2 protein-coding genes and 2 pseudogenes are annotated in these 2,656 nt (G+C 58.1%); 2 read left to right on the forward strand and 2 right to left on the reverse strand.

Annotation, left to right across the window (positions count from 1 at the left end; genetic code table 11):
• A pseudogene (locus tag AB4Z52_RS35890) lies at positions 1 to 267 on the forward strand (malonate decarboxylase subunit alpha); the annotation flags it as partial.
• 58 nt (positions 268 to 325) lie between these two features.
• A pseudogene (locus AB4Z52_RS35895) lies at positions 326 to 1,294 on the forward strand (IS5 family transposase); the annotation flags it as partial.
• A 201-nt stretch (positions 1,295 to 1,495) separates the two neighbouring features.
• Here AB4Z52_RS35895 and AB4Z52_RS35900 read toward each other — a convergent pair.
• Positions 1,496 to 2,164: a GntR family transcriptional regulator gene (locus tag AB4Z52_RS35900; protein ID WP_442222564.1), complete on the reverse strand. Its 669-nt coding sequence runs from the start codon at positions 2,162 to 2,164 to the stop codon at positions 1,496 to 1,498.
• Between the two features lie 81 nt (positions 2,165 to 2,245).
• On the reverse strand, positions 2,246 to 2,656 hold a 411-nt coding region (locus tag AB4Z52_RS35905; RefSeq protein WP_442222563.1), incomplete at its 5' end, for an AMP-binding enzyme.

A 2,656-nucleotide genomic window follows, 5' to 3' on the forward strand; every position in this document is an offset into this window, starting at 1 on the left:
TCTGCCGGTAAGCTTGTCGATCCGCAGCACCTCGTCGCTTTCCTGGAAGCGATCCTGAAGCCCGGGGATCGAGTTTGCCTTGAGGGTGACAACCAAAAACAAGCTGACCTGCTGGCGAGAGGGCTGTCTAAAGTCGATGTCGCCAAGATACACGACCTGCACATGGTACAGTCGGGTGTGGTCTTGTCGGAGCACCTCGATATCTTCGAAAGCGGCGTCGCCCGGAGGCTTGATTTTTCCTATTCCGGCGTCGTTGGTGCACGGATCAAATTTCAACAGTTTCCGCCTATGTGGCTTTGATCGGAAACTGCTTGATTGATCATCGATGCCACACAAACATAATGCCGCTCGCCGTCATCACATCGGCAAGATGAAGTTCAAGGTTACGAACTGGGCCGAGTATGATGCGGGTCTGTGCCAACGTGGCAGTCTGACCCTTTGGATAACGTCGGAGGCTGTCGAAGGTTGGGCAGCGCCACGACGCAAGACAAGAGGAGGCCAACCGCGTTATTCCGATCTGGCGATTGAGACGGCGCTGACGCCGGGTCTGGTGTTCGGACTTCGGCTGCGGCAGACCGAAGGATTTTTGAGCTCCGTACTTGCTCTGATGGGTTTGGATCTGCCCGCACCTGACCACACACCGCTCAGCCGTCGGGCGGGAACCTGGAGCCCGCCCGCCAGGCGTGGCAATCGTCAGTCTGTGCCGGATGGTCCGCTTCATGTCCTCGTCGACAGCACCGGGCTGGAGGTCTACAGCGCCGGCCAATGGCTGGAAGAGAAGCATGGTGCCAAGTCCCGTCGGCGGTGGCGGAAACTACACCTGGCGCTGGATGCCGACAGCGGCGAGATCATCGCTCACGTCATGACCGACCAAGATGACGGCGACGCCACGCTGGTGGAGGCGCTGCTCGACCAGATCGACGTCCCCATTGGCCAGTTCACGGCCGATGGCGCTTATGACGGCAACCCGACCTATGACGCCGTCACCAAGCATAGCGCCGGCGGCGCGGTGGTCATTCCGCCACGCGCCAATGCGGTGGAACGGCCAGACACCGATCACTCCTGTCAACGAGACCGTCATATCGCTGCGATCAACGCCGATGGACGGATGAAATGGCAGGCCGCTACTGACTACGGCAAGCGATCTCTGGTCGAGACCGCGATCGGTCGCTATAAGTCGATCATCGGGCACCGACTGAGGGCACGCTCATTCGCCGCGCAACAGACGGAAGTCGTCATTGGCTGCACCAGCCTCAATCGCATGCTGGCATGCGCGCGCCCGAAATCCGTCCGGTGCGTGACAGCTACCGCATCGACACAGCATCAAAGACTGAAATCCGTTCATTCGTCGACCGATGCACCAACGCCTATGCCCACCGTGGAGCGACCTGTACATGTCCTACTTTTGGGCCACCACTTGTCGGCGAGTGGAATTCACCGCTGACGCGGCGAAGTAAGAAAATGGTGCAAATGGCGTGTTCGTCGGATACTGTCTTTATCCAGCCTCCCCGTCGATTTCCATATATCGCGCCAATGCCAGAGCGGCATTTAGCATGTGCTCGCGCATGATCAAAGCCGCCTCTGTCGCATCGCCCCGCATCATTGCTCGCAAGATCGCCTCATGCTCGAGGAATGACGCTGCCAATCGCTTCGGCTGACGCAGCTGAGTTCTACGGAATGGCAGGAGCCTTGCACGAAGCCGCATCAATTCATCAAACAGAAACTCATTGTGCGCGCTGCGGTACAATGTTTCGTGGAAAGACAAATTAAGCTTATCATACTGCTCGAAGTCATCGGCTTTTGCCGCAAGCTCGGAACGTTCGTGAATTTCAGCCAGAACTGCGCGTTCCATGCCAGTTATCCTATGCGTTGCCACACGGACGCACATGCATTCCATCTCTGCGGTCACTTCGAACATCTCCATGAGCCGCGGCAAAGTCAGCGGCAGGACCGTAGCGCCACGTCGGGGGCGAATCTCAACTAAGCCGATCGCCTCCAACTGACGTAGAGCGTCCCTGACCGGCGTCCGAGAAGCGCCAAAGCGGCTGCTGAGCGTTGCTTCGTCCAAACTTGTGCCAGGCCTTATTGCGCCGGAGGAAATCTCATCCATCAGCACCAATTTAATGCGCTGACCGATCGATCCAGCTTCGTCAAATTCTGTCATTTCAAACCTTGCTTCCGATTTGGTGGGCAACAATTTAGTTTTACAGCATCCAACTCGACGGATAGCAATCGATATGAACCATCAAGCCGCGTCCACCTTGTTCTGCCTGTTGGCGATGAGATCGTCGACCACGCCGGGATCGGCCAGCGTCGAGGTGTCGCCCAGCGCGCCGAAATCATCCTCGGCGATTTTCCGCAAGATGCGGCGCATGATCTTGCCTGGGCGCGTCTTTGGCAGACCGGGGGAGAACTGGATCCTATCCGGCGTGGCGATTGGGCCGATTTCCGTGCGCACATGCTTCACTAGGTCTTTGCGCAGAGCCTCGGTGCCTTCGTGGCCGGCCATCAGCGTCACATAGCAATAGATGCCCTGGCCCTTGATCGAATGGGGATAGCCGACGACCGCAGCTTCTGAGACCAGATGATGTGACACCAGTGCCGATTCGACTTCCGCCGTCCCCAGCCGATGACCGGAGACGTTGAGCACGTCGTC

The sequence above is a fragment of the Rhizobium sp. 2YAF20 genome (assembly GCF_052114685.1).
Lineage (GTDB): Bacteria > Pseudomonadota > Alphaproteobacteria > Rhizobiales > Rhizobiaceae > Rhizobium.

What these genes read in the sequence shown, in the direction of transcription:
- AB4Z52_RS35900 (WP_442222564.1), bottom strand. Translation starts at nt 2,164, where the DNA reads ATGACAGAATTTGACGAAGCTGGATCGATCGGTCAGCGCATTAAATTG.